This window comes from Pectinatus haikarae, assembly GCF_015732185.1.
GTDB lineage: Bacteria > Bacillota > Negativicutes > Selenomonadales > Selenomonadaceae > Pectinatus > Pectinatus haikarae.
Window position 1 is genome coordinate 513,163 of sequence record NZ_WIQM01000008.1, and the last position, 21,787, is coordinate 534,949.

Consider the following 21,787-nt stretch of genomic DNA (forward strand, 5'->3'; position numbering starts at 1 on the left):
TACAGATATGATTTTTGTATTGCCAGTCTATTCATCCTCTTGTGAGCCGGGGAATGTTTTGTGCAGCAGTTTTGTGGCGGCTATAAAAACCGCTATGACAAAGAACATTGTCGGCAGAGCGATCAACATCATCGTGAGAGCTTTCATTACTGTTGCGTCCATTTTATTTCCTCCTTATTTGGCGAGTGCCGGAATGAGCGCCAGCACCAGGCCTCCTGCTACTACCGAAGCCACTTGGCCGGCCACATTTACACCTATAGCATGCTGAATTATAAAATTCGACGGATCTTCTTTCAGGGCCATCTTGGCTATTACTCTGCCGGACATGGGAAAAGCCGATATGCCGCATGCACCTATCATTGGATTTATTTTTTTCTTGCTGAATAAATTCAGGATCTTGGCGAAAAGAACACCGCCTGCTGTATCAAATACAAAGGCAATGGCGCCCAAAAGCATGATCATTGCAACCTGAGATGTCAGGAAAGATTCGGCAGACATTGTGCCGCCTATTGTAATGCCAAGCAGAAGGGTCACTAAGTTTGCCAGTTCATTTTGCGCACAATTTGAAAGATTGTCCACTACGCCGCATACTCTCAATAAGTTTCCAAACATCAGACTGCCTATAAGGGCCACAGAAATCGGTGCGACTATACCGGAAATAATGACGACCATCACAGGAAACAGAAATAACGTCGTTTTTGAAACAGGTTCTTCATTTTCATAACCCATTTTTATTCTGCGTTCGGCTTTAGTGGTGATAGCCTTGATCACCGGCGGCTGTATTACAGGTACCAGTGACATATAGGAGTAAGCCGCCACGGACAGAGGTCCAAGCAGGTCCTGGGCAAATCTGCTTGCCACATAAATTGTTGTGGGGCCGTCGGCAGCACCGATGATACCTATAGATGCTGCCTGCTCAAAAGAAAATCCCAGCATTGTCGCAAAAACAGCTGTGGCAAAAATACCGAACTGAGCTGCCGCTGCAAACAGCATGACAGAAGGGCGGCGAATAAGAGGTGTAAAATCACACATAGCGCCTATAGCAATAAAAATCAGCACGGGAAACAATTCATTGGAAATGCCCGCTTTATATAAGACCCATAAAAAACCTTCTTCTCCGACAACCTGGGAAATGGCTGAAGAATGGGGAATATTTGCTAATAATGCGCCAAACCCTATCGGCAGCAAAAGTGCAGGCTCATAGTCCTTTTTCACGGCAAGATAAATAAGGACAGCACTTATTCCCCACATAACAATATTTTTCCAGCTCAATCCGATAAATCCCATTAAAAGTTCATCCAGCCATGGATATTGCAAGAATAAAGATTCCATTATTATTCCTCCTCATATTTTCTCTATAAATACTCTTCCTCTTCAGTACCTATTATTGCCAATACCTGATGCCAAATTATCTTATCGCCGATACTGCCGGTGATCATTTTTATTCGTCCGTCAACAGGAACAGCAATTTCTTTTCTCTCTTTCATAGTTTTAATTGTCAGCAGCAAATCTCCCTCTCGCACATTATCTCCTTCCCTTTTCATTATCGAGATCAATATGCCCTGGACACATGCTTTGATGATTGTGTCACTGGCTTTTACCGGTACAGGTTTTTTTTCTGAATATATAACCTCCTTTTTTGGGGGAATATCTTTTTTAACGGTATTTTTTCCATAAACCATTTCTTCGATTTTCACGGCATAGGGCAGACCGTTTACAGTGATTTTTAGATATATATCATCCATAAATAAATCACCTTTTCTTTTTTGCCGATAAATCACCGGAGTTTGCAAGATTTTCCCGACCTGCTGCAGTCCATATTTTGCTGATATGTGTGATTTTAAAATATCCGTTAGGGTTTCTTTCCCTCATCACTGTATAAATGACCGCAGTGATGGCAGCTACAACATTCGGAGATATTCTGTTCACTGGTACAGAGTCCTCTGGCTTAAAAAATTTTTCTGTTTTTTTTGGTTTTTTAAAGCCAAAAAGAAATGAAAATAATCCCATTTTCACACCTCCCTGCTGGAATAAAGAAGTACAGCTGTATAATTATTTGATTAATGATATAATACGGAATAATCATGTAAATATCCAGTTTATGTAATTTTAAAAAAGGTTATGTAACTAAAGTAATCTAAAGAATGAATCGATAAGATCGAACATAAATAAGCTGTTCCCCATAAGTTAAGATAAAATCCAGCTTATGGGAAACAGCTTTAAGAAAGCATTTTCAGATATAAATGGAGACTTAATTCAGATGGCATTTTGACGCCGCCTCAATAGTAGTAGAGCGACTAAATCATCGGATAAATATGTTGGCCGCTGCCGGTCAATTACCTATTGATCCAGGTATTGCCTGATGATTTTGCTTTCAGCACTATTACAGCGGTATTTGTATACGGGTCTGCCCACCGCTCCGTAGATCAATTCCAGCTTCAAGAAGTTTTTTTGTCTGAGAAATTCTAAATATTTTCTCATGGACACTCTGGAAATGCCTATGTACCCGGCCATTTCTTCTGTGGAAAAAAGTTTTTGATCCAATGTATTTATCTGATCGCACACTTTTTTCAATGTATTCTTATCAATCCCCTTCGGCAAATGCGCTGACACAGGTTCCTTTTTGCGTAATATACATTTGTCCAATTCAGCCTGACTGAGGTGATCCTGGCCGTCCATTAATCCTGCTAATCCTTTGTATGCTAAAAGTGCTGTATTCAATCTTTCAAATTCAAAAGGTTTTATTATATAATCCACAGCCCCGAATTGAAGAGCTTTTTTTATGTTCTGTCTGTCACATGCCGCAGAAATAATAATAACATCAGCACCTTTGCCTATTCGTCTCAGGCGCATTAACAATTCAATGCCATTCATTCCAGGCATAAAAATATCAAGCAGAATAAGATCAAATTCATCTTTCCGCAATAAGGAAAATGCTTCATCTGAGCAATGAGCCATCGCCATCACGCTGAATCCGCCGACCATTTCCACATAACGGCGATTGATTTCCGCGACCATAGGGTCATCTTCCACTATCATAACTTTAATCAAAATTTTCCTCCTTGCTCCAGTAAGGAACGATCACACGGAATAATGTACCGTTTCCTTTTTCAGAAATTACCGCTATCTGTCCGCCCAATCGTTCCAGATTCTGTTTTACCAAAAAAAGCCCCATACCTCTTTCAAGGCCTTTTGTGGAATAACCTCGTAAAAATATGTCTGCCTGTCTTTCCTTTTCTATTCCGGGTCCTGTATCATTGACTTCTACGGTCAAAATATCATTTTCCCAAAAAATTCCCAGCTTTATTTCCTTTATGGAAGAATCCTTCAATGCTTCCAAAGCGTTATTCAATAAGTTGCCTATAATCGTGATCAATTCATGAACTGCTTCATCTTCGGCGGCCTCCGGTAAAAAGCTGTCCTGCTTGATCGTCATTGTTACTCCGGCTGCTCTTGCCATACTGAGCTTGCCAAAGATAAAGCCGGCCAATACAGGATCTCTTATTTTGCGGATAACCGCACCGACTTCAGACTGATAATTTTTTGCTACCTCATTTATATAATGGCTCAATTGATCATAATATTTCATACATACCATTCCCTGAATGACATGCAGTTTATTCATGAATTCATGTGTTTGTGCCCGGAGTGCTTCAGCATAAATACTGACACCTATTATCTTTTCAGCCATATTTTTCATTTCTGTTTTATCGCGAAAGGTAGCGATAGCGCCGACAATTCGATTGTTTACTATTACCGGTACACGATTGGTCAAAATGATAATGCCATTGATATCTTGTTCCTGATCCAATTCGGCATTTCCCGTATCGAGAACATTCTGCAGCCTTGTATTCGGAATATATTCATCTACCTTTAAGCCTTCTGGTTCACCGTAAATACCGGCTTGACCAAACAGTCTCAGTGCTTCATCATTTACCATTGTTACATATGAATCTTTATCAACCGCTAAGATGCCTTCCCTCACCGAATGGAGCATTGCACTGCGTTCTTCATATAGTTTTGCGATCTCTTCAGGCTCCAACCCAAACAAAATTTTCTTGATTTTTCTGGCTAGAACCAGAGAACCAAGTATCCCGACCAACATACCGACGCCCACTCCCGCATAAATACCGGCTCTGCTGTTTGCGATCTCTTCTTGCACATGCTCGATCATTATCCCTACCATTACTGCGCCTACCTGCCGCTGATCAGCAGTAAATACAGGAACAAATACCCGTAAAGAAGTGCCCAGAGACCCCTTATTGACAGAAACAGTTTCTTTTCCTTCTAATGATGGAGCTATATCATTTTCCTCATAATAGGTATTTATCATTTCTCTGTTGGGATGTGATTTTCTGATGCGGTGCATATCGAGCACTGTGATAAAGCGTACATTGCTTACCTGCAAAATTTTTTCAATGAATGGCTGAATGTCATTTTGATCTTCGCTGCCATTTAGTGCAGCAATTATCAGTGGTGTATTGGCCACGACACGGGCTATTTCCAGAGATTCCTCTTTGGCGTCATTTTCTGCCCGCTCAGATAAATTATTACCGATCATGAGATCAGTAAACATCAGCGCGGCCGCTACTATCATGCAGGCGAAAACAGCTATTGTCATTTGCAGGCTCATGAGGCTTTTTCTCTTCCGCATATTATATGCTCCCTCTCATGATTTTTTATTATATTAATATTCTATATTTACAAATAATTTCCTATCAAAATAAACATATACTGTTTCTGAGTGTTTATCATTTAATATTAAATCCTTAAATAAAAAAAATCCCCCTAAAAAAATCTGTAGGGGGGAATTTTAGATTCAGCTATTTCTATTTTTATACCAGGTTATAAATTTTTGCAGTTTTCCCGTATCAGAATAGGCCAATGCCGGTTTTGCGGGATGCAGCTCACTTGCTGTGCAGGAAAATGTCTGCATATTAAGCAGCTCTTCAGCTCTTTGCTGAATGCGCCGAGCTTTTTCCGGAATAAACCCCGGATGCGGCTGAACCGCCGCATATTTTAAAACTCTTTCCATGCTTTCACGTTCCCTTCATATGATATATTTTTCTGTAACCTGAAAATATATTATAAAACTAATTGATGATTTTCGTCAAGCTGTACTGTTCTGCGATTTTGCATAGTGAATATTTCTTCTTCATGACTGGCTATGAGCATTGTTTTTCCGGCTGCTGAAAAATCAATTATAAAGTTCTCTACCCATTTTCTCGCTTTTTTATCAAGACCATTCAGCGGTTCATCCATCATTATGATATCTGGATTGAGAGCTAAAACAGCGGCAATGGAAACTTTTTTCTTCTCACCGCCGCTAAGATGATAAGGTACTCTGTCGCGCAAATGTTCTATATGTAAAAAACAAAGCAGTGAGTCAGTTCTTTCCCTGATCTTGTCTTCGTCAAATTGCATCTGTCTCGGACCGAAAGCTATTTCATCGTAAACAGTAGGGTTAAAAAGCTGCAAATCAGGATTTTGAAATACGTACCCTATTTGCTGATGAAATTTTTTGGCGGACAAATTATCTTTTAGTAATTTTGGGGTAATTTCCTGACCCGCAAAAAAATATTTTCCGGAAGAAGGAAAAACAAGTCCATTGAGCAGCTTAAATAACGTTGATTTGCCGCAGCCGTTGGGTCCCGTCAGCAAGATCAATTCTCCCTCTTTTATTGTGAGCGAGATATTTTCAAGTGCTATGATATTATCATATTTATAACTGACTGAAGATAGTTCCACCAGCGTATTCATAAATACTCCTCTGCATATAAAAACACAACGATCATTGTCAATATAATTGCCATATAAATAAAATACCGCGATTCCAGCCGATGCTTCTGCGATACATGATAATCACCTGTAAAGCATCTGCACAGCATAGCGTTATGCGTATCTATAGAATATTCATTGGCTTTTAAAAAGACCATTCCCATTATACTGCCCATGCTTTTATATTTTCGGTCATTTTTTCCTATTGAACGCAGTCTGAGCGCAATAAGCAGATCAGCAGCTGTATTTCCTAATAAAATAATATATTTTAAAGTAAGATCAAGCACCATTATAAATAAGCCCGGAACATGCAACCCGCCTAATGCTTTTGTCAGTGCTGAAAAGGCCGTTCTCTGAGCTAAAAAAGCGGCGGACATAGTTGTCAGGAAAACTTTCAGCGGCAGCATGAGCGTATTTTGCTGTCCGCTGATAAATGCCGGCAATACAATGCATAATGAAAAAAACATTGCCGCTGAAACTGGTTTCAAAATTGACGAGATACGTCTGCTGTCCAGGCAGGCAAGATATGTTAAAAAGACGGCCAGGACTATAAGCGGGAACATTAAGCGGTGTGACAGTGAAATTAACAATATCAAGACGATGGTGCAGATCAGCTTGAATGATGCGCTGAAAAAGCTGTCCGTTGCCATAGCTGGTTGATTTTTCAGCAAAGTAAGCTTACCTGTCAATGCTAACAGCGTCTTGTCTATAAAATGGTCCCGATCCCGGCAGGGGTTATAATTATCGTTTTGCGTGAGCCATACCGGGAGTTTGTTATTTTTTTCCGGCAGTAAAAATTTATGCTGTTTTATTTGCTCCACCTTTTATATTTCCCAAAAGCTTGAATATTATTATCAGTGCGGCTGATCCAATGACAGCTGACAATATATAACCGGCAAGATCCGGCATCCCGGTTACGGTATAATCAGGGAAAAATGCTTCATAATTAAAACCGTTGATCATCTTATCCGGAATATAGCCTAATGTTGTACCAAAAGAGGTATCGGCGGCTATTTCATCGGCGCCCCATTCTCCCCATGCCGTGCCGTCTGCCAGAAGGCCAAGCGGTGAAAGTACGATAAGGGTCACTATAAGAGCAAAAACAGGGTTAAGTTTCGTTTTTTGATCACTGTAGACCATGCCCGGCGATACCTTGAGAATAAATTCGTAAATAGCTATGGTAAAAACAGCCTCCGCTATTCCCGCGATCAGAATATGCGGGAGCACCATAGCCGGTATTGCAACTGACAGGGGGTATGGTGAATATAACGCATGGCCCATACTGTCAGCAAAAAGTAAAGGCTGCAGGCCAAATTCAATAGCAGCGATAAAGGCAGCCATATTAATGCCGGCATATGCCCCGATAAATATGGCTGCTTTTTTGCCAAGCGGTGATGGCCATATTTTCTTTATGAGCCTGAATATATAATAACCGGTGAACGGTAAGACAAATGCCATATTAAAAGAATTTGCACCAAATGCTAAAATACCGCCGTCGCCGAAAATAACTGCTTGTATAAGCAAGGCTACACTTATGGCTATACAGGCGGTATAAGGTCCCAGCAAAACGGCTATAAGTGTTCCGCCGACAGCATGGGCAGTAGTACCTCCGGGAATAGGAAGATTAAACATCATCAGCAGAAAAGAAAAGGCTGCTCCCACACCGATGAGCGGAATTTTGTCTTTGGGCAGATCTTCTTTTATTTTTTTTAATGAATAATACCAAATGGGAACCATTGCTGCCGCAAACACAGCGCAGGTTGACGGACTCAAATAATTATCTGGAATATGCATAAAATGCCCCCCTTGTTATAATTTGTCCATTATAACATCATGCCGCGCAATAAAAAAGCCTGCCCCAGGGGATGCAGTGGCAGGCTTTTTTATTGAAAGCTTTCACCATATCATATGGTGGGGGGATAGGGGATAGAGATATATGCTAACATCAGAAAATATATTTAAAATGACCATAAATACTATGCAGTTGATTTTTGGAAATTTATTCTTCGGTATCGTCGCGGTCAAAGACGGCCATAGCGGCGACAATGTCATTTATTTCCGTTTTCATAAGCTTTACACCTTGGGTGTTGCGGCTGATAATGGAAATGCCGCTGATGTCGGATCGGATTACAATACCATCAGTAGTGATAAGCATAAATTCCTGATCTTCGCTGACAACTTTTATACCGACTACTTCACCGGTTTTCGGTGTGACTTTGATATTTATTATACCCTTGCCGCCACGTGTCTGACTGCGGTATTCGTCGACAGAAGTGCGCTTGCCAAAACCATTTTGTGTTGCGGTGAGTACAGTCAAGCCGCTGTGCAGGTTATCCATGCCGACCACAGCATCTCCGTTACGTAGTAAAATCCCTCTGACACCTCTTGTGTTGCGGCCCATTGAGCGTACATCACTTTCCTTAAAAGAGATTGCCAGACCTTTCTTTGTGCCGATGATCACCTGTCTGTCACCATCGGTGAGCTTTACAGCAATCAGATCATCATCGTCATCAAGTGACAGTGCGATAAGGCCTGTCTTTTTGCGTGCGGTATCGTATTCATGCAAAGCGGTTTTTTTCACTACACCTTTTTTGGTGGTCATGAAAAGGTACTTGCTGTCGTCAAATTTGTCGATCGGGATTACGGCAGTAATTTTTTCACCAGGTTCCACAGGCAGAAGATTAATGACGGCGGTTCCTTTTGCCGTACGGCCCGATTCGGGGATCTCGTAGCCGATCAGCTGATAGACGCGTCCGCGATTTGTGAAGAAAAGAATTGTTTTATGGGTGGTGGTAATTATCATATTTTCCACAAAGTCTTCTTCTTTAGTACCCATTCCGGTGATACCGCGCCCGCCGCGCTTTTGACTTCTGTAAACACCGACCGGCTGGCGTTTTACATAGTTGTTGTGCGTCATTGTCACTACGATGTCTTCTTCATCGATCAGATCTGCTATATTGAGCGCAGATGTATCCTGCGTTATCTGTGTACGTCTGTCATCATTGAATTTTCTTTTTACTTCCGTAAGTTCTTCTTTTATTATTTCAAGTATCCTTTTTTCATCAGTCAGAATATCTGCCAGATCCTTGATTGTCTGTAAAACTTGTTGGTATTCACTTTCAATTTTTTCCTGTTCCAAGCCCGTTAAACGCTGCAGACGCAGATCTAAAATTGCCTGAGCCTGTTTGTCAGTCAGCCCGTAGCCTGTAGTCAAAGCCTCTTTGGCGATGTCTGCTGTGCGTGAACCTCTGATTGCGGCAATGACTGCATCCAGATTTTCAAGAGCAATGGTGAGTCCTTCCAGAATATGTGCGCGTGCCTTGGCCTTGTCAAGGTCATATCTGGTGCGGCGTGTTACGACATCTTCCTGATGCTTGATATAATAACTGAGCATTTGCGGCAGTGTCAGAATTCGCGGCTGCCCGTCAACTAAGGCAAGCATGATCACGCCAAAAGTGTCCTGCAGCTGAGTATGCTGGTAGAGTTGATTTAAAATAACATCAGGATTGACATCTCTGCGCAAATCTATCACGACACTCATGCCTTTGCGGTCAGATTCATCATTCAGCCCGGTAATACCTTCAATAGTCTTGTCACGGACAAGCTGTGCTATTTTTTCCACTAAACGGGCTTTATTTACCTGATAAGGCAGTTCAGTAACGACAATGCGCGATCTGCCGTTTGCTTTTTCTTCTACGTGTGCACAGGCTCTCATTTTCACAGCACCACGGCCGGTAGTATATGCCGAAAGAATACCTTCCCTGCCCATAATAAGCCCCCCGGTCGGGAAATCGGGTCCTTTTATGGCTGTCATTAATTCGGCTATCGTGACTTCAGGATTATCGATCATCATCAAAATGCCGTCAATAACTTCGCCCAGATTATGCGGCGGAATATTTGTTGCCATACCTACCGCTATGCCTGCAGAACCGTTGACCAGAAGATTCGGCATTTTTGCCGGCAACACAGTCGGTTCCTTTAAAGATTCATCATAGTTAGGCATAAATTCCACAGTGTCTTTATCTATGTCGGAAAGCATTATTTCCGCAATCTTGGACATACGCACTTCTGTATAACGCATTGCCGCGGCCGAGTCACCGTCGACAGAACCAAAATTTCCGTGACCATCGGCAAGCATATGACGGTAAGAGAAGCTTTGTGCCATACGCACTATAGTGTCATATACGGAAGTATCCCCGTGAGGATGATACTTACCTAAAACTTCCCCGACGATACGTGCTGATTTTTTATATGGCTTGTTCGATGCCATTCCTGCTTCCTGCATTGCATACAGTATACGGCGATGCACAGGTTTCAGCCCGTCGCGGACATCCGGCAGAGCTCTCATAACAATGACGCTCATTGCGTAATCAATATAAGAATTCTTCATTTCCTCTTCCAGCTTGACCGGCACGACCTTGCCTAAATTGCCAAGCTTCCACGAACCGTTCTGCCCGGAATTTTGAGCATCGTCCTTTTTATCAAAATCGTCTGCCACTTTCTCACCTCAAATATATAATAAGCGGCATAAAACCGCCTGAAAGCATAGATATATAGCTATATATTAACATTTTTCGGTTTAAAAGTCCAATTCCGTGATTTATTAACTGCGCGCCTGTTGTATCATTCGCATCAGATAAGGAAAATGCAGATTAAGCCAAAATTTGAAAAACGTGTGCCGATACATTTGAAAAATAGGTACTCTGTTTAAAGTATATAAGTTGTCATTTGCGGCATCATCACCCAGATTGACTGTAAAGGCAGCACGATAGCCGTATTTTTTAACCTGCGAAATCACATGCTGATTGTAGTCTCCGCATGGATATGCAAGATATTTTATTTGGTATCCCAAATGTTCCTGCAAAGCGATTTTGGAATCCAGCAGCTGCTTTTTCAATTCATTATCGTCTTTTATCTGGCTCAGATTCGGATGGTCATATGTATGGCCCTCAAACACGATATCATTATCTTTCATCGTGTCAATTTCTTTCCATGTAAGATAATTCGGCCAATTGATATAATGAGAAATTAAAAAAATGGTAGCGGTGAGACCATATTGTTTTAATATGGGATATGCGTTCGTATAATTGTCCTCATAACCATCATCAAGGGTGATTACTACAGGTTTTTCAGGAAGTGGTTTCCCTTCCTGCATATAATCAAGCAGTTGATCAAGCGTGATCGCATTGTAATTATTATCCTTGAGATATCTCATCTGGGCCTTGAATTCATAGGTGCTTAAAGCCAGTGCTGTATGCTTGTCGTCATCTATTTCATGATAATTCAATACGGGAATTTCTCTTTTATTAATTATTTTGACGGCGAAAGCTCCGCATATCAAAAGAAAAAGCAGTGCTATATATATTTTTTTGTTTTTCAGCATCTGATACTAAATTCTCCTCATTATAAAGTATAGTTACAGAATACATGCATAATATGAAATTTTTATGACAGATAAAAATTTTTCGGTAAAACAGGCATACTTGAATTTTGTGTTTATTTCAGAGAATATGGACTGAGGTACTATATTGTGATGCGGGTCCGGATGAAAAAGACCAGAAGCTCAACTTCTGGTCTTTTTCAATCTGTAGCCAGTGTAAATGATCAATATCCATATAGGACATAAATAAATGGCTGATCGATAGTCAGGCATTATTGCCATGGTTACACCGATGGACAGAAAATAAATTATGCCGATATAGTTTAATATGGGACACCAGGGCATCTTATATGATAAATTTTTGGCGTCAGATCCTATTTTCTGCCGAAATTTTATCTGTGTATATAAAATCATTATCCAATTCATCAAAGCAGCAGTAGTTGCAATGGACATCACGTAATTAAAAACTTCCTTTGGCGCGGCATAAGTGATTATGACAACAATGCCGACAAAAAAAGAAGAGAAGAGAACAGCCGCTCGGGGAACACCGTTTTTGGAAAGCTTTCCCAGAAACGACGGTGCATTATGCTGCGAGGCAAGCCCGTGAAGCATACGTGCGTTACTGTACAGGCAGCTGTTATAGGCGGAAAATACCCCGGTCAAAACAATGATATTCAATACAGATGCTGCAGACGGAAAGCCTATGGCCGAAAAGATTTGGACAAACGGGCTGCCATTCATGCCGACTTTGTCCCAGGGATACAAGGTGACAAGTACGAACATTGAGCCTACGTAAAACAAAAGAATTCGCCCGATGATCAGATTTATCGCTTTAGGTATAGTTTCTTTCGGATTTTCTGCTTCACCTGCCGTTATTCCTATAAGCTCGGTTCCGCCAAAAGAAAAAGTCACCACGACAAAGGACAACATCATTCCGATGATCCCTTTAGGGAAAAAACCGCCGTTATTAAGCAGATTATCCAGACCCACAGGAGCAGAAGCGCCTATACCGACGAAAATCATAAGCAGTCCAAAGATTATCATAAGTAAGATAGCAGTTACTTTTATCAAAGCTCCCCAAAATTCTATTTCACCGAATGAGCGGACATCCATGAGATTTATGGCATTTACAAGAAGGAACAAGGCCAGTCCCGCAATCCAAGCCGGCAGACCAGGAAACCAATATTGCATATAAATGCCGACAACGGATACTTCAACCATAGATACCGCCACATAATTGAACCAGTAGTTCCATCCTGACAGGAAGCCGGGAAATTCTCCCCAATAATCATAAGCATATGCACTGAATGAACCTGAAACAGGATTGTGGACTGACATTTCACCCAAGGCTCTGACAACTAAATAGATGAATACACCGCCTATCAAATATGAGAGCATGACAGCGGGACCTACCAGCTGAATTGTACTGGCAGATCCATAAAACAGACCTGTACCGATGGCACAGCCAAGCGCTATCATTTGGATATGGCGATCTTTTAGACTGCGCTGCAAATTTTTATTTTTTTCCAAACTGTAAAATCTCCCTCAGGTATGTCATAGTTTATTTTTATTGATGATTTGGTCATAAATAAACCCTTCACGCATGCCGGTATCGCTGTAAATAAAGTGATCAGCCCCAAAATGATGGCAGACAGTATTGATCAAAACTATGCCTGGGATTATTGTCTGCAGCCGATCAGGAGCTGTCTTGAGCAAAGTGACTATATGTTCTTGCGTCATTTGCTGATCGCGCGTGTAACGATTTATAATCTCATCGAAGTTTTTTACCTCCATGCATGCGTTAGCATCGGGAAGAGTAAATATATTGTTGTATAAAAGACGCATGCTTTTTGCTGTACCGCCTATACCGCATATATCTGTTATCTTGATGCCGGTGAAATCTTTCAGCGTGAGTAAGGCCGCTATCGTTTCTTTCTGCATATCGCTTATTTCGTCACTGCTCGGAAGAAAATCTTCTACATATTTTGTGTGCAGCAAAAGAGCGCCCAAAGGGATACTGGTCTTTTTTTCAATGGCTGAGTTTTTATAGTAGATCACTTCCGTGCTGGCACCGCCTGCATCAATAATGATCCCTGTTTTGGCGCTGATCTCGCGCATTACGCCGATGAAATCAAATTCCGCTTCTTCATCGCCTGTTATTATTCGTACAGGAATATGCGTACGGCTTTGCAATTCATCGATGACAGCACTGCTGTTTTTTGCATTACGAACAGCTGCGGTAGTGAAGGCTGATACATTTTCTATCCTGAAATCGTTCAGAAAGTCCCTGAATTCATTTAAAATATTGCAGAGCTTATCTATTCCGGACTGCTGCAATTTGCCATCCTTTACATATGCTGCCAAACCAAGTGTATGCTTTTTTTTCATAAGCATTTCTATTTTTCCATAGTTTATGTTATATACAGCCATTCGCACTGTACTTGAACCAATATCAATTATTGCGTAAAGCATATGCACTCATCCCTCCAATTTTCCGAACGCAGTATTTGCCACTAAATATGCTGCACGTTCATTTAAATAAATCCCAAACTTGCTTGCCAATGAGCAGAACTGTCATTAGAACAAAAAGCGGTTTTACATAAGCTGCGCCATGTGATAATGCCGCTTTTGTTCCACAATAGGCTCCTATCACCATGGCTAAGCCCATGGGTATAGCATAATGAAAATAAATCTGTCCCAAATAAGCGAAGGCCACCACGGCAGAAAAGTTACTGGCAAAGTTTAAAACTCTGGCATTTGCGGCGGCACCCACGAAATCAAGTCCCATGCACAAGAAGGCAAACATCAGGAAGGATCCTGTTCCCGGTCCGAAAAATCCATCGTAAAAACCTATTATAAGTGCTACAAAAATACTGCTTATAAGAATTTTTTTTGTCGTTCCATGATATGTGGCCGACTGACCCCAGTTTTTTCTGCATAATGTGTAAATAGTGATCAAAACCAGAAGAATGACTACGAGCGGACGCAGAAAGTCCGCCGGTATCAGACGGACAACAAGCACTCCCGCCAGAGAGCCTGCCAATGACAGGGGAAATAGATATTTTATGAGGCTGATATCAACTTTTCCGTTCCTTATGAAAGTCACCGCACTGGTAAAGGAACCCATCACAGCAGCCATTTTATTGGTCGCTAATGCCGCCACAGGATTCATTCCGGTCAAAAGAATAACGGGCAGGGATATTATCCCTCCGCCGCCGGCTATAGAATCCACGAATCCGGATATAAAACCGCCGCAGATCAAAAAAATTATTGTAGTAATATCATCCAAAGAAATACAGGCCTCCAATATGGTTTTTCTTTATATTGTAATAAATACTTTTTGAAAATAAAAGTGTTTTAGTTAAAAAATAAATAATCGTTTATAAAAAAGTCTTTTTGTTAAAAGATTTGACAAAACGTTTTATATTGTATATAATATTTATCGTTCGGGGCATGGCTCAGCTTGGTAGAGCACCTGGCTTGGGACCAGGGGGTCGCAGGTTCGAATCCTGCTGCTCCGACCAATTTATGAAAATAAGCTGTCTTTATGACAGCTTTTCTTTTACCCTCTTATCGTTCGCAGATAAGAGGGTTTTTTAAATATTATCGGACAGCATCTCGGCGACGCTACTGTATACTTTGGCTGCGTGTTTTTGAATTTCTGCATCGGCAGAAACGAGGGTGAAGCCGGCAAACATGTCTATCATGGGCAGGTCATTTGCCCCGTCGCCAATGGTCAATACACCCCATTGCCTCCAACCGTTTTCCGCAAGAAGATTGTCAAGACCGACAGCCTTGTTGACAGAATTGTTTACTATATCCACTGCCTGAGCATTGCGATAGGCGTGCACACCCAGGTTCATTTTATTTATCTCATTAACAGCAGCTGCAGCTTTTTCTTCGCTTTCATATTGTAAACTTATCTGACATATACCTTTTAGGCATTGTGCCGTGAAAAGATCAATTTGTGTAAATTCGGGAAGATCATCTATAATTTTAAACCACGAAAGCTCTGATTGCACATAAATGTATTCACCATATGCCGTAAGGCAGGCAATATGCCTGCTTTGTCCCACAACCGGCAGCGAAATGAGCTCTCTGCTGCTGACGTTATTTAATACATCCTGAAAAAGCAGGCTGCCGTCTTTATTATAAATAGTAGCTCCTGTGAGGCAGACTGCAAAATCGAGAGAAAGACTGCTGTCTTTTATACCATGCTGGAGCATTCTGTAGCTTCTGCCTGTGACAATACCAAATTGGTGTCCCGCTGCACGCCATCTGTCGATGGATTCAAGATCAGTTTCTGCGATACCGCCGCTGGTGGAATAATGTTCGGGAAAAAATAAAGTACGATCAAAGTCACTTGCTGCAATCTTCATTTTCCTACTCCTGCATGATACTTCCCGCAAATCCGCCGAGTGTGGCAAAATAATCATCAATGGTTTCTGCCCTGCGAATGAGTTCTATTGAACCGTCTTCTTTCAGTAATAACTCGGCACTGCGTAATTTACCGTTGTAATTGAAACCCATTGAATGACCATGCGCTCCCGTGTCAAAAATAATGACTTTGTCACCGATAGCAATTTCCGGAAGTTTACGGTCAACAGCAAATTTATCGCAATTTTCGCAAAGCGAACCCGTCACATCATAAGTATTTACCGGTTGTTCATTTTCTTTGCCGGCCACAACAATATGATGATATGCGCCATACATGCCGGGACGCATCAGATTGGCCATAGACGCATCAAGACCTATATAATCCTTGTAGGTTTTCTTTTCATGCAGCACAGTGGAAACGAGGTAGCCGTATGGACCGGTTATGGCTCTTCCGGATTCAAAGGCTATTTCTGTTTTATTCAAACCTGCCGGCAGCATGATTTTTTCATAAATTTTCTTTATGTTTTCACCCATTATTTCCAGATTCACTTCATTATCTTCGGGTTTGTAAGGAATACCGATACCACCGCCCAGATTTATAAATTCCATTGAAATACCGAGTTTTTCTTTTAGCTCTACTGCCAGAGTAAACATCATTTCTGCGGTAGCTGAAAAAGCATTTTCGCAAAGTTCATTGGATATTACCATGGTATGCAGTCCAAAACGTTTTATACCTTTTTCCTTCATAATAGTATAAGCTTCAAATATCTGCTCACGGGTCAAACCGTATTTTGCTTCTTCCGGTTTACCGATTATGTCATTGCCTTCAAGTACAGGTCCCGGATTATAACGAAAAGAAACTATTTCCGGCAATCCTGCATTTTTTTCCAAATATGCGATATGTGAGATATCATCCAGATTTATTATAGCGCCCAATGCTATAGCTTTTTGAAATTCATCGGCTGGAGTATCATTTGATGTGAGCATTATTTTTTCACCGATTATTCCCGATTTCTCAGAAAGAATAAGTTCCGGCAGAGAGCTGCAGTCGGCGCCTGCTCCTTCCTCAGCTAATATTTGCAGCAGACGCGGATTAGGTGCTGCCTTAACGGCGTAGTACTCACGAAATCCCGGTGCCCATGAAAAGGCTTTAAACAATCGCCGCATATTTGCTCTGATAGCTTTTTCATCATAGATATGAAAAGGCGTAGGATATTTTTCAATGATTTTTTCAAGTTTATCGGCATTCAATGGGAAAATTTTCTTTGACATTAAGTTATTCCTCCAAGTAATCTATTTCCGATTGATAAAGCTTCTGTTCAAGAAGGAATTTATCCGCCCGGGATTAAAAACAGTCAGCCGCTTCGCAGAGAAGGATACCAACATGCTGATAATTATACCATCGTATAAAAAAATATGTCAATTCTGAATGAATGTCATATTGTAAATCATTTTTCCATGTCCTGAATATAGCATAAATGAATCTGTATATAAAAAGATTGCACTGAACGAGAACAGAATTTATAATATAAAATAGCGTTTATATGTTATTAATACTATATGGTTATTGGAGTCTTTACTATGCATAAAAAGAAAAGAAAATATTTTCCCGTCATAATATTGTTGTTTGTTTTTTTGATTGCTGCCGGCTGCGGAGCCTTATTTGCCGGATTTTGGGACAGTACACCGGATAAAACCAAACAGGACAGCGGGATGCTGGTAGCGGCAGACAAAGCTACGGTTATGATAATGGGGGTCGATTCACGCCATGACGACGTTGGTAGAAGTGATACCCTGATGGTTGCGACCATCGATCCCAAAAAAAATCAGGCTGCTCTTTTATCGGTTCCGCGTGATACACGCGTAAAAATAAAAGGATATGGCTGGGATAAGATCAATGCCGCGTATGCTTACGGCGGACATGATCTGACACGTCAGACCGTAGAACAGTTTCTTGGTGTTCCCATGGATCATTATATTATAATAAACATGGAAGGTTTTCAAAAAATTATTGATGCCATAGGCGGGGTTGATATTGATGTAGAAAAGCGTATGGTTTACAGTGATCCGTGGGATGATGAGGGCGGTCTCGACATAAATCTTCATCCCGGCATGCAGCATATGGACGGTAAAACAGCTGTAACTTATGTGCGTTATCGTGATGAAGAGGGAGATATAGGGCGCATAGGCAGACAGCAGAAGTTTATGAAAGCTGTTATGGATAAAGTGTTGTCGCCGTCAATTATTCCCCGCATTCCTTCTATAATAGCGGAAGTATTTGATACAGTGAAAACTGATATGTCGATCAGGCAGCTTCTGGCCTTTTTTGGTTCATTGCAGGAAGCTCATAATAATGGGCTGAAAACAGATATGGTTCCGGGGATACCTATGTATATAGACGGAATAAGCTATTGGATTCCAGATATTATCAAATTACGGCAGTCTATGTCTGATACTCTTGGTATTGATATGACGGCATCTATGCGTACTGCTATGGAAAGGGCTGCCGCTGAATATAAAAATGCCATTCCTTCAACAGCAAGAGAGGTTCCCGCAGATGATCCTGCGATAGGACGCATGCATATTACAACATCGAAACCGGTCTCAGATAAGGAGTCGGGCAAGGATAAAAGCATCGATAAGACAAAACCTGATGCTTCCACTGTACCTAAAAGTGAGTTGAAGGAGCCGTCTGCTGCACCGCAGGATAATTCTCAGGGTCAGGCAGCCCAGTCTGCTCCTGCAAATACCGCACCTTCGCGGGGCAATCAGGCAATAGGGAAAAATTAATATTATTTCAGGATTTTGCCGAGAGATATCAGAGATTTATTGGGAAGAAAGTATGTAGTGTTCTATAAAATTAAAAGAATGCTTGCATTTAATTTTAAAATATGATAGAATATCTTTGCTCATGAATGAGAAATAAAGCATACATGTGCATGTGGCGCCTTCGTCAAGCGGTTAAGACACCGCCCTTTCACGGCGGGTTCATGGGTTCGAATCCCATAGGCGTCACCAATAATATGGGCGATTAGCTCAGCTGGGAGAGCGCTTGCCTTACAAGCAAGATGTCAGCAGTTCGATCCTGTTATCGCCCACCAATGGCCCGGTAGTTTAGTTGGTTAGAATGCCGCCCTGTCACGGCGGAGGTCAGGGGTTCAAATCCCCTTCGGGTCGCCATTTGCTTATAATAACATGGGATGCCATGTTATTTTTTTATCTGTTGATGCCTCGGTAGCTCAGTCGGTAGAGCAGGGGACTGAAAATCCCCGTGTCAGTGGTTCGATTCCGCTCTGAGGCACCATTTAATTTTAATATATGAACAGTAGTTTAAATTGACATGACAGCTGGTCGATGCTATGATATACGGGGGTAAAAAGTACCCCCGTATATTTTTTTTGTCTAGGAGGACACAGCCAGATGATTGAACGTTATACAAATCCTGAAATGGGTAATATATGGACACTCCAGCACGAATTCGAAGTTATTCTTGATGTAGAAATAGCTGCGTGTGAAGCTATGGCCGAACTTGGTCAGATTCCGAAGGAAGCTGCCGATAACATCCGCTCCAAAGCAAAATTTGATCTGCCGCGCGTCAAAGAAATCGAAAAAGTCACCAATCATGATATTATTGCATTCCTTACGAATGTTGCCGAATACGTCGGTGATGATTCTAAATATATACATAAAGGCCTGACCTCAAGTGATGTCAAGGATACTGCTCTCGGCATCATGATGAAAAAATCTGCTGACATAATCATTAAAGATATCAAGGGCTTGCGTGATGTTTTGCTGCGCCGGGCCGATGAGTTTCGTCATACACCGTGTATCGGTCGCACTCACGGAATACATGCCGAACCTATGACGCTGGGATTGAAGTTTGCTCTTTGGTATTCGGAGCTTGGCCGTGATTTAAAACGCATAGAAAACGCACGCGAAAATGTTGCAGTCGGCAAGCTGTCGGGAGCTGTAGGCACATATTCTAATATAGATCCTCGTATTGAAGAATTGGTCTGTAAAAAATTGGGACTCACTCCCGTACCGTTGGCTACGCAGGTAGTGCAGCGTGACCGCCATGCTGAATATATGACAATGCTTGCCATAACAGCGAGTTCTCTGGAAAGATTTGCCACGGAAGTGCGCAACTGGCAGCGTACCGACATACGTGAAGCTGAGGAATATTTCAGCCCCGGGCAAAAAGGTTCTTCCGCTATGCCGCATAAAAGAAATCCAATAACCTGTGAACGAATATCAGGTCTTGCGCGTCTTGTCCGCGGCAATGCTTTGGCCTCACTCGAAGACATCACGCTTTGGCATGAACGTGATATATCTCACTCTTCCGTTGAACGTGTAATCTTGCCGGACAGCACGATAACAGTTGATTATTGTCTGCGCAAGTTTACAAATATAATTGATAAATTACTTGTCTATCCTGATGCCATGATCGAAAATATGAATAAGACGGGGGGCCTGATCTACAGCCAGCGCATTATGCTTGCTATTGTAAGCAAAGGTGTTCTGCGCGAGGATGCCTATAAATGGGTACAGCGCAATGCTATGAAACGCTGGATGGCAGGCGAAGATTTCCGTACAAATATAGAAAAAGATCCGGATATTATGCAATATCTCAGCAAGGAAGAAGTCGATAATTGCTTCGAGTATAAGTGGTTTCTGCGCAATGTCGACATGATATTGGCCCGTTTTGGCATTTGATGCGATAAATGGAGACTTAATTCAGACGGCGTTTTGACACCGCCTGAATAGTAGCCAAATTTATCCAGGGTCTTAGCCGCTCTTTACTCATCGCTTGCAGAAGCGGGAGTATTAGATGGGTTAGTCATCGGATAAAACAGACTGGGGTCTGACATCTAAATGTAATTTACCGTGACGATTTTCGTCACAGAAAGAGGGATACTATATGTCGACAGTTGTTGTTACAGGAACGCAGTGGGGCGATGAAGGAAAAGGAAAAATCGTTGATTATCTTGCTGAACAGGCTGATATTGTTGTCCGCTATCAGGGCGGCAGCAACGCCGGACATACTGTAAGTGTTGAAGGCAAAGAATTTAAACTGCGTCTGATGCCATCCGGTATTTTATATAAAGGAAAAAGATGTGTCGTAGGTGACGGTGTCGTTTTTGATCCGGAAGTGCTTTTGAATGAAGTTGCCGGATTGAAAAAAGAGGGCGTGGAAATTGCCGATTATCTTATCTCTAATCGTGCGCAGGTCGTTATGCCTTATCATCGTCTCATGGACGGACTTGAAGAAGATTGCCGCGGGCAGCTGAAAATCGGGACAACAAAAAGAGGTATCGGTCCGTGCTACATGGATCGTGACAGACGCATAGGCATTCGTATGTGCGATCTTATTGATGATGAAACTTTTGCTGAAAAGCTGAAAATTATACTGGAGATAAAAAACAGAGAACTTGAAGTGCTGTATAATCATCCGCCGCTTGATTATGAAAAAATTCTTGCGGAATATCGCGGTTATGCGGATCAACTCCGCCCGTTTGTACTTGACACACCTTCTTATTTGAACAATGCGGTGAAGAACGGCGAGAAAATACTGTTTGAAGGTGCGCAGGCGACTATGCTGGACATCGATTACGGTACGTATCCTTACGTTACTGCTTCACACCCTATTTCCGGCGGTGTTTGCGTCGGCGCCGGCATTGGCCCAAAGAAGATTGATATGGCAGTGGGTGTGGTTAAAGCTTACTGTACTCGTGTGGGCGAAGGACCGTTTCCTACAGAACAGCTGAATGAAACCGGCAATCAGATCCGTAATGTCGGGCATGAGTTTGGCACAGTTACCGGCAGACCCCGGCGTACCGGCTGGCTTGACGGTTGCGTGGTCAAATATGCCGGGTATATAGGCAGCTTGGATTATCTTGCCATTACCCGTCTTGATATTTTAGATCATTTTGATGAAATAAAAATGTGTGTTGCCTATAAATACAATGGTAAAATAATTGATGAAATGCCGGCTAATCTTCGTATTTTCGGTAAAGTCGAACCGGTATATGAAACGTTCAAGGGTTGGAACACAGATACATCTTCTATCAAAAAATACGATGACCTGCCTGAGCAGGCAAAAGTTTATCTGAAACGTATTTCAGAGGTAGCAGATGTCAAAATCGGTTTTGTTTCTGTCGGTCCCAATCGCAATCAGACTATCGTTTGTGCCCAAAATATATTTTAAGGATAAAAACGGCAGTGCTGCTTTTTGGCATATGCCGTTTTTTACAA

At 41.7% G+C, this 21,787-nt stretch carries 20 protein-coding genes and 5 tRNA genes; 8 read left to right on the forward strand and 17 right to left on the reverse strand.

The genetic code is table 11. From position 1 onward, the window contains the following. Nucleotides 1-27 precede the first annotated feature (27 nt). From I6758_RS15055 to I6758_RS06695, 15 genes are all read right to left on the reverse strand, one after another. Entirely contained in the window at nucleotides 28-162 is a 135-nt protein-coding gene (locus I6758_RS15055) for a hypothetical protein (protein ID WP_269140332.1), read from the reverse strand. 12 nt (nucleotides 163-174) lie between these two features. Beyond that, nucleotides 175-1,332 (reverse strand): sodium ion-translocating decarboxylase subunit beta, encoded by a 1,158-nt coding sequence (locus tag I6758_RS06630; protein ID WP_196604399.1) that lies wholly within the window; start codon nucleotides 1,330-1,332, stop codon nucleotides 175-177. Between the two features lie 23 nt (nucleotides 1,333-1,355). Further along, nucleotides 1,356-1,745 carry a biotin/lipoyl-containing protein gene (locus I6758_RS06635; protein ID WP_196604400.1) on the reverse strand — a complete coding sequence of 130 codons (390 nt, stop codon included), beginning with the start codon at nucleotides 1,743-1,745 and terminating at the stop codon, nucleotides 1,356-1,358. A gap of 7 nt (nucleotides 1,746-1,752) precedes the next feature. Beyond that, on the reverse strand, nucleotides 1,753-2,010 hold the full coding sequence (locus I6758_RS06640) for a hypothetical protein (RefSeq protein WP_196604401.1): 258 nt from the start codon (nucleotides 2,008-2,010) through the stop codon (nucleotides 1,753-1,755). A 330-nt stretch (nucleotides 2,011-2,340) separates the two neighbouring features. Further along, on the reverse strand, nucleotides 2,341-3,051 hold the full coding sequence (locus I6758_RS06645; protein ID WP_196604402.1) for a response regulator: 711 nt from the start codon (nucleotides 3,049-3,051) through the stop codon (nucleotides 2,341-2,343). Further along, nucleotides 3,044-4,654: a DcuS/MalK family sensor histidine kinase gene (gene dcuS, locus I6758_RS06650; protein WP_196604403.1), complete on the reverse strand. Its 1,611-nt coding sequence runs from the start codon at nucleotides 4,652-4,654 to the stop codon at nucleotides 3,044-3,046. The genes I6758_RS06645 and dcuS overlap by 8 nt, the downstream gene beginning before the upstream one ends. Nucleotides 4,655-4,819: 165 nt before the next feature. Next, nucleotides 4,820-5,035 carry a hypothetical protein gene (locus tag I6758_RS06655; RefSeq protein ID WP_196604404.1) on the reverse strand — a complete coding sequence of 72 codons (216 nt, stop codon included), beginning with the start codon at nucleotides 5,033-5,035 and terminating at the stop codon, nucleotides 4,820-4,822. Between the two features lie 50 nt (nucleotides 5,036-5,085). Beyond that, entirely contained in the window at nucleotides 5,086-5,760 is a 675-nt protein-coding gene (locus I6758_RS06660) for an energy-coupling factor ABC transporter ATP-binding protein (protein ID WP_196604405.1), read from the reverse strand. After that, on the reverse strand, nucleotides 5,757-6,599 hold the full coding sequence (locus tag I6758_RS06665; protein WP_196604406.1) for an energy-coupling factor transporter transmembrane component T: 843 nt from the start codon (nucleotides 6,597-6,599) through the stop codon (nucleotides 5,757-5,759). The genes I6758_RS06660 and I6758_RS06665 overlap by 4 nt, the downstream gene beginning before the upstream one ends. Beyond that, complete coding sequence (gene cbiM, locus I6758_RS06670; RefSeq protein WP_196604407.1) at nucleotides 6,577-7,572, reverse strand: cobalt transporter CbiM; 996 nt, start codon at nucleotides 7,570-7,572, stop codon at nucleotides 6,577-6,579. The genes I6758_RS06665 and cbiM overlap by 23 nt, the downstream gene beginning before the upstream one ends. A gap of 205 nt (nucleotides 7,573-7,777) precedes the next feature. Beyond that, entirely contained in the window at nucleotides 7,778-10,192 is a 2,415-nt protein-coding gene (gene gyrA, locus I6758_RS06675; RefSeq protein ID WP_307225387.1) for a DNA gyrase subunit A, read from the reverse strand. 189 nt (nucleotides 10,193-10,381) lie between these two features. After that, nucleotides 10,382-11,161: a polysaccharide deacetylase family protein gene (locus I6758_RS06680; RefSeq protein WP_196604408.1), complete on the reverse strand. Its 780-nt coding sequence runs from the start codon at nucleotides 11,159-11,161 to the stop codon at nucleotides 10,382-10,384. Nucleotides 11,162-11,341: 180 nt separating this feature from the next. Beyond that, entirely contained in the window at nucleotides 11,342-12,688 is a 1,347-nt protein-coding gene (locus tag I6758_RS06685; RefSeq protein ID WP_231038538.1) for an amino acid permease, read from the reverse strand. A 24-nt stretch (nucleotides 12,689-12,712) separates the two neighbouring features. Continuing rightward, entirely contained in the window at nucleotides 12,713-13,630 is a 918-nt protein-coding gene (locus I6758_RS06690; protein WP_196604409.1) for a Ppx/GppA phosphatase family protein, read from the reverse strand. A 58-nt stretch (nucleotides 13,631-13,688) separates the two neighbouring features. Next, nucleotides 13,689-14,447: a TSUP family transporter gene (locus I6758_RS06695; RefSeq protein WP_196604410.1), complete on the reverse strand. Its 759-nt coding sequence runs from the start codon at nucleotides 14,445-14,447 to the stop codon at nucleotides 13,689-13,691. 158 nt (nucleotides 14,448-14,605) lie between these two features. Between I6758_RS06695 and I6758_RS06700 the strand changes: the two genes are divergently transcribed. Beyond that, a tRNA-Pro gene (locus tag I6758_RS06700) sits at nucleotides 14,606-14,682 on the forward strand. A gap of 72 nt (nucleotides 14,683-14,754) precedes the next feature. Here I6758_RS06700 and I6758_RS06705 read toward each other — a convergent pair. Together I6758_RS06705 and I6758_RS06710 are read right to left on the reverse strand one after the other, a co-directional pair. Continuing rightward, a complete protein-coding gene (locus tag I6758_RS06705; protein ID WP_196604411.1) occupies nucleotides 14,755-15,537 on the reverse strand; it encodes an HAD-IIB family hydrolase in 783 nt (260 codons plus the stop codon). 4 nt (nucleotides 15,538-15,541) lie between these two features. After that, a complete protein-coding gene (locus tag I6758_RS06710) occupies nucleotides 15,542-16,807 on the reverse strand; it encodes a diaminopimelate decarboxylase family protein (protein ID WP_196604412.1) in 1,266 nt (421 codons plus the stop codon). Between the two features lie 309 nt (nucleotides 16,808-17,116). Between I6758_RS06710 and I6758_RS06715 the strand changes: the two genes are divergently transcribed. The 7 genes from I6758_RS06715 to I6758_RS06745 all read left to right on the forward strand — a co-directional run bounded on the left by I6758_RS06715 (nucleotide 17,117) and on the right by I6758_RS06745 (nucleotide 21,740). Further along, on the forward strand, nucleotides 17,117-18,325 hold the full coding sequence (locus I6758_RS06715; RefSeq protein ID WP_231038539.1) for an LCP family protein: 1,209 nt from the start codon (nucleotides 17,117-17,119) through the stop codon (nucleotides 18,323-18,325). Between the two features lie 153 nt (nucleotides 18,326-18,478). Then, a tRNA-Glu gene (locus I6758_RS06720) sits at nucleotides 18,479-18,553 on the forward strand. A gap of 7 nt (nucleotides 18,554-18,560) precedes the next feature. Then, nucleotides 18,561-18,636 (forward strand) — tRNA-Val (locus tag I6758_RS06725). A 2-nt stretch (nucleotides 18,637-18,638) separates the two neighbouring features. Next, nucleotides 18,639-18,715: transfer RNA gene (locus tag I6758_RS06730), tRNA-Asp, on the forward strand. A gap of 48 nt (nucleotides 18,716-18,763) precedes the next feature. Further along, a tRNA-Phe gene (locus I6758_RS06735) sits at nucleotides 18,764-18,839 on the forward strand. 116 nt (nucleotides 18,840-18,955) lie between these two features. After that, complete coding sequence (gene purB, locus I6758_RS06740) at nucleotides 18,956-20,248, forward strand: adenylosuccinate lyase (RefSeq protein WP_196604414.1); 1,293 nt, start codon at nucleotides 18,956-18,958, stop codon at nucleotides 20,246-20,248. Nucleotides 20,249-20,453: 205 nt separating this feature from the next. Then, nucleotides 20,454-21,740 carry an adenylosuccinate synthase gene (locus I6758_RS06745; RefSeq protein WP_196604415.1) on the forward strand — a complete coding sequence of 429 codons (1,287 nt, stop codon included), beginning with the start codon at nucleotides 20,454-20,456 and terminating at the stop codon, nucleotides 21,738-21,740. Nucleotides 21,741-21,787 lie beyond the last annotated feature (47 nt).

Coding starts and splice junctions, on each gene's coding strand:
- I6758_RS15055 (WP_269140332.1), bottom strand. CDS start 162: ATGGACGCAACAGTAATGAAAGCTCTCACGATGATGTTGATCGCTCTG.
- I6758_RS06630 (WP_196604399.1), bottom strand. CDS start 1,332: ATGGAATCTTTATTCTTGCAATATCCATGGCTGGATGAACTTTTAATG.
- I6758_RS06635 (WP_196604400.1), bottom strand. CDS start 1,745: ATGGATGATATATATCTAAAAATCACTGTAAACGGTCTGCCCTATGCC.
- I6758_RS06640 (WP_196604401.1), bottom strand. CDS start 2,010: ATGGGATTATTTTCATTTCTTTTTGGCTTTAAAAAACCAAAAAAAACA.
- dcuS (WP_196604403.1), bottom strand. CDS start 4,654: ATGCGGAAGAGAAAAAGCCTCATGAGCCTGCAAATGACAATAGCTGTT.
- I6758_RS06655 (WP_196604404.1), bottom strand. CDS start 5,035: ATGGAAAGAGTTTTAAAATATGCGGCGGTTCAGCCGCATCCGGGGTTT.
- I6758_RS06660 (WP_196604405.1), bottom strand. CDS start 5,760: ATGAATACGCTGGTGGAACTATCTTCAGTCAGTTATAAATATGATAAT.
- cbiM (WP_196604407.1), bottom strand. CDS start 7,572: ATGCATATTCCAGATAATTATTTGAGTCCGTCAACCTGCGCTGTGTTT.
- I6758_RS06680 (WP_196604408.1), bottom strand. CDS start 11,161: ATGCTGAAAAACAAAAAAATATATATAGCACTGCTTTTTCTTTTGATA.
- I6758_RS06690 (WP_196604409.1), bottom strand. CDS start 13,630: ATGCTTTACGCAATAATTGATATTGGTTCAAGTACAGTGCGAATGGCT.
- I6758_RS06705 (WP_196604411.1), bottom strand. CDS start 15,537: ATGAAGATTGCAGCAAGTGACTTTGATCGTACTTTATTTTTTCCCGAA.
- I6758_RS06710 (WP_196604412.1), bottom strand. CDS start 16,807: ATGTCAAAGAAAATTTTCCCATTGAATGCCGATAAACTTGAAAAAATC.
- I6758_RS06715 (WP_231038539.1), top strand. CDS start 17,117: ATGCATAAAAAGAAAAGAAAATATTTTCCCGTCATAATATTGTTGTTT.
- purB (WP_196604414.1), top strand. CDS start 18,956: ATGATTGAACGTTATACAAATCCTGAAATGGGTAATATATGGACACTC.
- I6758_RS06745 (WP_196604415.1), top strand. CDS start 20,454: ATGTCGACAGTTGTTGTTACAGGAACGCAGTGGGGCGATGAAGGAAAA.